5 protein-coding genes are annotated in these 7,084 nt (G+C 50.4%); 2 read left to right on the plus strand and 3 right to left on the minus strand.

All coding sequences use genetic code 11. From position 1 onward, the window contains the following. The first annotated feature begins 304 nt into the window (after positions 1-304). Positions 305-1,117: an Abi family protein gene (locus ACFWW4_RS13660; RefSeq protein WP_411891374.1), complete on the plus strand. Its 813-nt coding sequence runs from the start codon at positions 305-307 to the stop codon at positions 1,115-1,117. A 430-nt stretch (positions 1,118-1,547) separates the two neighbouring features. On the opposite strand, the gene ACFWW4_RS13665 is transcribed toward ACFWW4_RS13660, so the two are convergent. After that, a complete protein-coding gene (locus tag ACFWW4_RS13665) occupies positions 1,548-3,368 on the minus strand; it encodes a hypothetical protein (protein ID WP_411891360.1) in 1,821 nt (606 codons plus the stop codon). 168 nt (positions 3,369-3,536) lie between these two features. On the opposite strand from ACFWW4_RS13665, the gene ACFWW4_RS13670 reads away from it, so the two are divergent. Then, complete coding sequence (locus ACFWW4_RS13670) at positions 3,537-3,743, plus strand: hypothetical protein (protein WP_411891361.1); 207 nt, start codon at positions 3,537-3,539, stop codon at positions 3,741-3,743. Positions 3,744-3,809: 66 nt separating this feature from the next. On the opposite strand, the gene ACFWW4_RS13675 is transcribed toward ACFWW4_RS13670, so the two are convergent. Both ACFWW4_RS13675 and ACFWW4_RS13680 read right to left on the minus strand, forming a co-directional pair. Then, complete coding sequence (locus ACFWW4_RS13675; protein WP_411891362.1) at positions 3,810-4,760, minus strand: SOS response-associated peptidase; 951 nt, start codon at positions 4,758-4,760, stop codon at positions 3,810-3,812. Positions 4,761-4,823: 63 nt separating this feature from the next. Continuing rightward, complete coding sequence (locus ACFWW4_RS13680; protein ID WP_411891363.1) at positions 4,824-6,455, minus strand: hypothetical protein; 1,632 nt, start codon at positions 6,453-6,455, stop codon at positions 4,824-4,826. Positions 6,456-7,084 lie beyond the last annotated feature (629 nt).

The following is a 7,084-nucleotide window of genomic DNA, read 5'->3' on the forward strand; positions in this document are numbered from 1 at the left end:
TGGAGCGACTAGGCAATCGTATGGACTAATTGGAGTCAATTTGATTAGAGTCCTAAATGTAACACTAAGTCACAGTTCGCGAGCGCCTATTGCATCGTGCAGCCTTTGACTCCATATAGGTAAGCAATATGGCCTTCCCCTCTGTTGCTTCGGCACAAGGGTTGGCCTTTTTTATGTACAGTAAGCCGTATCTCCCTATCGAAGACCAAGTTGCTTTGCTCCAAAGCAGGGGGATGCAAATTCACGACATTGGCAAAGCTAGTGAGTATCTGCAGAGAATAGGCTATTATCGCTTAAGCGCCTACTGGCACCCTATGCGGGTCCGCTGCCCAATACTGGCAATGTCTTGGACAGTTTTGTGCCTGGTACGACATTTAAGGAGGCAACAGACCTCTACACCTTTGACGGACGATTGCGTCTAATCATGCTTGATGCCCTTGAAAGACTAGAGGTGTCATTGCGGACTGAGGTCGCATTGTGTCTAGGAAGGTATAACTCTAGATCACATCGGCTAATCGGTTGTCTCGGGCCTGCTTTTCAGGACGTTGTTGGACCTGGCGGACTGACCAAGCATGATGCGTGGCTGGATCGCCTAGACAAGAAGGCGTCAGACTCCAAGGATAAGTTTGCGGAGCACTTCAGGACCAAGTATCCAGATGATCAAATGCCGATATGGATCGCCGTGGAGTTGTTGGATTTCGGTCCTCTCTCCCACCTGATAAGTGGAATGAGAAATTCTCACATTGCAGCAATTGGTAGCGGCTACGGTGGCATTAAGCCAGACACTTTGAAGTCTTGGGTCAGGTCTCTTGCCTTTACTAGAAATGTTTGCGCCCATCATTCGAGGTTGTGGAATAAGCCGCTAGTAAACCAACCCGCATTGATGTCGCCTAGCATTCCTGACGGGCTACAGCATATCCAGGCTCTACCGGATGCCGGCAAGCGACTATATTCGATTGCATGTGTAGCCAGACATATGTTGAGCATTGCTAATCCAAGAACATCTTGGAAGGACAGGTTTGTTGCACACATCGACACATTTCCCTACTCCCCTCGATATTCTCTTTCCTCAGCAGGCTTCCCTCTGAACTGGAAAAACGAGGCGATTTGGCAATAGCTGCGGTGGACCGCCGACCGGTTGGCCTTAGTTCTTTTGGCCTTCGCTGTCGGCCAAAACCAAAGGCGACTTGGCAGGAAACGACCGCACATCAAATCACTTGAATGCTGATCCATCTGGGTTTTGCTGATGACCATGCAAGATGGGGTATCCGGCGGTTGGTGGAGTCATCTGAACGTGTCGTCTGCTTACAGGGTGACAACGTGACCTTTCACCGTGACGTTGGGATTTGCATTGTCATTGGTCGAGACGGTCAGCGAATTGACTTGCGAGCCGCTGTTGTGAGAGCGGGACTCGCTCAAGACTGTGCAAGGCATTAAGACAGGCGGCGTGCGAGGTTCGAGACGGACGAAAACAAATCGTTGCTGCTTTCCCACCATTGCTCGGCCTAAGATGGCCAAAATTTGTTTATTGCGATGAATTCCGCGTTTCAGTTGTTCTTATTTCCATAAATCGGAAAGTGACTGCTGTATCGCCATGATCTGACACGTGAATTCTTTCCTGTGATCGTACGGTCAGAAACATGGTCGGACCACAATGACAGTAAAACTGCTCGTGGTCCCTCACCCTTCGGCATTTCAATCTCAACAAACTTGCCGGAGTCATCCTTCCACAACGCAATCGAATGGTTCTCAGGATGGTGACCTTGTTTGTTCGAGCGGTCAATCAGGCCAAATGACGTGAAAGTAAGAACGGAACTGCCCGGATCATCCGCTAGATTCGCGGCATATTGTGCGGGCCAGCGCTGCTTAATCTGAGGGCCATCAAGCAGTAGGGCAAAGATCAAGTTGGGTGCAACTGACCTGAGTATTTCATGGCATGGGTCTGATCGTGCAAGCTCCTCACAAATCAACACGGAAAAGACCGAGCGCTCCCTAAAGCGATGAAAATGCACCTCGCGACGGCCAAGCGGTGTGTCTTCCCACCAATTCTTAATCTTTGGATTGAGCGCCGCTGACAATGCATACGTCTCGACCTGTGAACGGTCCATGCGCCATCGGTGATGCTTCTTCCTGCTCGTCGTTTGATGAGCTTCCTCGGTGTACCAAACTCTAGTGAGTACATGGTTACCTCGTTCAGTATTGCCATTACCGTCGTCTTCGCAGTTGTCACTACTTCCAGCAATTACAAATTCTAGGCGCTTTTCTTCTTTCTTTAGTTCGCCGCAGAGTTCTTCAAAAAGTTCAAAGCATATTGCGTATTCTGGAAGTACGACGCCATTGATGCAGCCAGACTCCTTCTTGGCGTTGGCCAGAAGGTCCCGACAGTTCCGAACGAACACTTTTTTGCCCTCGTCTGTATTAATCCAGTCTTGGTTGAGATGAAATGTCTCCCAATCCCGCTTATAATAGTGCCGTTCCTTAAGGGATATTTCTTCATCACCGTTTGCATCAAAGCAACGGGCGTGTATTTCTGATGGTTCAGGTATCAGCAGTACATCTAGTGTCTCTGTATCTTCATTTGGTGGTTGTGCCGGAGACATATGCCACGAGCAGCGAACCTCACCTCGCCCGGGCAAGAGTGAAAGATTTCTAGATATATTTCTCAGGGTGGCACCTACAGGTGCGACCCGTACTTTGGGCAGGACACAAACAATACCTGAGTCTACTACTTGGCAGAGTGATGGTGGGGGGCGAATGCCCTTCGTTCCGCTGGCAGCATCATTGTCTTTGTTTTGTTTTTCTTGAGCGTTCTCTTCAATCGCTTGAGTGATGTAGTGTTTCGCCACCCATCTTTCAAATGGACTGGGTTTGAAATCTGACAATGGATCCCTCAGTATGCGATTGCATGCCATGTCTGAAATCATTGCCAGTAGTAAGGCTGCTCGCCACCAATCAGGGGCGCGGTTTCCCGGAATAACATATGACCCCGGCATTGCCAGGTGGTCCCAGCTTTCTATCAGAATTTCCCACAAATCCTCCACAAATTTCGGAGGTTGCCCGAGGTCTTCGCGATCAGTATCCCGCCATTCTGCTGCAGCGTCGTCGGCTTGTTTTCTGAAGTCGATTCCTATAGTGAAATAGCACTTATCTGTTTCTTCTGCGTAGGGCGAAGGATCAAAGTATGACACCACACCGCCGACCTTGCAAAGATACGCAGAGACAGCAAAGACGTCTGTTGGAAACATCGGTACGAACTTGCAGCGCTCTAGTGCTGAACATTCATCCGGCGGAACAAGTGGCGGTTCCTGCGACCCATGAGGCAATAGCGACGAAATAATGTTACCGACGGTAATGGTTGAACTAGACATAAAGACTCTTTTAATACGTGTGTGCGCAGGAAAGTGCCGTTCACATCGATTTGTCAACAGAAACGCTCATTTTGCCTCAAAAAAGACATTGTTTACGCAAGATGCAGCTTATGTTAGGTGAGGATTGCCCAAACCGGCAATTCTCGAGTACCACATATGGAGAAGACTATGCCGCTTCGAAAATCCGCCGCTCTTTGGGACATTGAGCGTCATTACGCTAGGGAGGAGCAGGGCGCCAACACTGAAAGCGAAGTGCGCGCCCGTGAGGCATGGCAGCTAAAACTGTTCAAGCGAACTAAAGGCGAAGACTATCAACTTACTCAAGACCAAAAGACCGCAATTCGCGAGACTGTTTTAAGCGCAGCTAGCGACTGATGGTAAAAAGCAGCGCCAGCAAGTAAGCGTTGGTGCAGGCGCTTGGTTTTGCATCTGATGCGGAAACTATTGATTTCTAGAAATTTGCTGTAGGTGACTGCTCGGCGAGGGGCGTTGCAGTTCGAGTGCATTCGCATCATTCAACCACCTCTCCCACTCATCAGGCTCCGTCAGAATAACCGGCATAGCTTTCGGGTGCACCGCCGCCACAACCTCATTTGGATCGCATGTTAGAAAACCAAACAGGTTGTCAGTGGTTTCCCCATCCTTGACCTTTCGCACGGACGTCCATTGCGTCCAGATGCCCGCAAAGAACCCAATCGGCTGATTACCGGTCAACTCAAACCACACCGGCTTCTTGTCCTTGCCCGGCTCGGCAAATGCCGTGAACGGCACCAGACACCGGTTCTGAGGCCCCAACCAGCGCCGCCAATGGGGTGACTGCGTGTTGCGAACGTTGGTGATGCCACGGTCGTAGTTGCGGTTCTTGAGCGCGAAGGCTGGCGACGGCATGCCCCAACGCATCATTGTCAGTTGAAGGCCGTTTGGTGTGTTGGCTACAACGGGCGCCATCTTGTTGGAATATATCTCAGAAAGCGGCGGCAAGTTGCCCGTGTTGTCGGTGATACCATCGAACAGTGCACGGATTGCATCCTGCGCCTTCATCATAGAATACAAGTTACACAAACCAAATAAATCCGCACCACCTAACGCGCTGTCATGCGCTGGCGATGAGTATGAACGGCAATCAACGCCATCAGCAAGGCCAAAGTCTGGAAAAGCGGTCATCACCGCTTGGGCGCATTCGACGCTGCGCAGATAAACCCCGATGGCGTCCATTGCTCTGCCGTTGGATGAATGAACGGCAAAGTGACCAGATCCAATTTCTGCATTAAGCCATCGATGCAGATCATTTAGGCGCAGGCCAAATCCCCTGTCCGGCACAGCAAAGCGAACGCGAATGGGAAAGGCGGATTCATCAAGTTTCTTCTGGGGCGTTGAGCGTCGAACCATCATGAGAACATTTCATGAACAAACACTCGCTACAAGATATACCAAAGGTCAGTTCTGGAACGATACTCAGCATTGAACCACATCGTCGCTGGATGATCCTTTGGCCATACGATCCAAGACTGCGCGCATCTGTTTTATGTCGAAAATCGGCCAATAGTTCGTGTGCCCACCCCAACCGGCCTCAACGTTTCCGTACCAATCAGAGACCGGTGTCCTAACCGCGCCTGCAATGGGGTCGTCAAAGCGATAGTAGTTTCTGAACTCCTTTACCTTCGCGGCACCAACTCGCTCCAGTCCAAGCAAATCGTAGTACAACGCGTCGGCAGGTGAACCGCACAACCAAACACCAAATTTGCCCGGAAACTGCAACACGACATCTAATCCGATGATCGTTCCCTGGCTGTGACATAACAACAGAACTTCGTAGCCGTCAGCCTTTAGGTGCAAAGCAAGCGATGCAAGCCGGTCGACAGCAACCTTTCTTGTCCTAATCAAGTCCGTTTGAGGCGCGAGATAGAGCAGGACATCCCCAGCAGCCTTCAGAACAAACGCAAGGCCACCAAACAGGAAGGGCAGGACCGCAAGTACTCGGGTGGACCAAGTTGCGTACGCACTCCATATATTCTCGGCATTGTTCGCGTCATTGCTAGTGCCAAACAAAATCAACCAATAAAATCCGAACGACGCAAATACAAGAATGACTGGAATGACAAGCAGGCAATCACCAAGGACACTACGTGCTCGCACCGCCGCATCCTCGTCCCTCAGCTTTGTCAGCACAATTAACCAGACGGCTGGCAAAAGCAGAAGAAGTCCGCAAGCTATTGCAACAAGACCGTTGAAGCGCTCCGCCGCATACAAATCGAACGGCAGTGATTTGCCATAGAGGGCGGCCCACACAGAAAAACCACCTTCGATATCAGTGCCACCACTCGTTACGGGGACCAACGCAAGAACCCAAACCAGAGAACCTATACTCGACGCAATCAAAAACGGGACGTAAATGAACGCGAGCCGGACTCGGAGTCTTAGACTGCTGCGATCCTGAGTAGACCAGACGACCCCAATCATCGCAACGTAACCAATGAGCACAGTGACCAGCTGAACGCCGAGATAGGCTAGCGAGGCCCATTGCACCAATTGCGCAGCGGTCAGGAATTTCCACCAATAAAGCCCAATCACTAGAAACAAACCACCGCACCAAAGTAGGCCAGAAAAAAACGCCTTGTCATAACGCCCGAGCAACCATGAAACTCCGCTCAACAAGAGAACCCAGGTGACCGCCGCAAACGTGTTTCCACTGACAAGAAACATCATGACGATTGGTGGATGGATGCACCAAAAGAGACCCCAGACGAAAGCCCTAAAGTAAGCTTTACCAAGCAGCGTGTGACTGCCGCTATCATCCGCGTATTCGCGAAGGGACGATACCTTAAGCATGCTGAACACTAGCACCAAGGCTTCAAACAGGATCCACGGGCCAGACGATTGCAGTGGTCGAAGTTCGGACCAATTTGACTCGAACAACGTGAGGCCGTCCGCGAGTTCCCCCCGCGTGTAGGAGTGCTGGCCGAGTTGAAATGTGCTTAGACTGCACTCTTCTTGTCTGTTCTTATCGCCGGAGAGCAGTGATTTGATAGTTGAACCGGTTTCTGCTGGACCAACACCATGAACCAGAATTATCGCTCTTTTGTCCATAAAGCTTTTCCTCAAATACAGCGAGGTGCGTATTCAATATAACATCTTTACGATTAGTTGTCTTCCAGCAGTTCATCTGGGCGGGTGCAGTAATGGTGAAATGATCCATCAACAAATGACCATCTATTCGGTTGAGACTAGGCTTTTTGAGGCAAGTTCACTCCGAATCTGACGGAATCTTGTCATACCTGTACAAAAGACAAGTCTGCACCATCACGTTTCCAACACATTCCAGAGCGAAGTTAAGGCTGTGAGTATAGCGGCGTTGCGTTGCGTTAATCAGTTTGCCGCACTCTAATGGTAACGGCGGCACGTCCAATTTGGCGTGCCGCCGTATGCTTCCTCGGCATACAGATGACTTCTAATGATGAATCTGACCAAGAATTGGCGCTCGATTTCCAGAGACACATATTTAGAGGGCTCACCAACCTATTCAGACGCGAGCGCTCGCATCTCTTGTAAGCCAATTCCTGGATAAGTGCATAGATTTGCCGCTCGTCTCGTTGCAGTTGCCTCGCAGTAGTGTAAGTTGATTTTGGCCTGCTGCCGGTTTTGTGGACGGCAACTTAAGCTTTCATTGCTCGCTCCTCGAATGTCATAGGGCTTAGATAGCCGATGGTCGAGTGGCG

This window comes from Yoonia sp. SDW83-1, from assembly GCF_046762885.1.
Taxonomy (GTDB): Bacteria; Pseudomonadota; Alphaproteobacteria; order Rhodobacterales; family Rhodobacteraceae; genus Yoonia.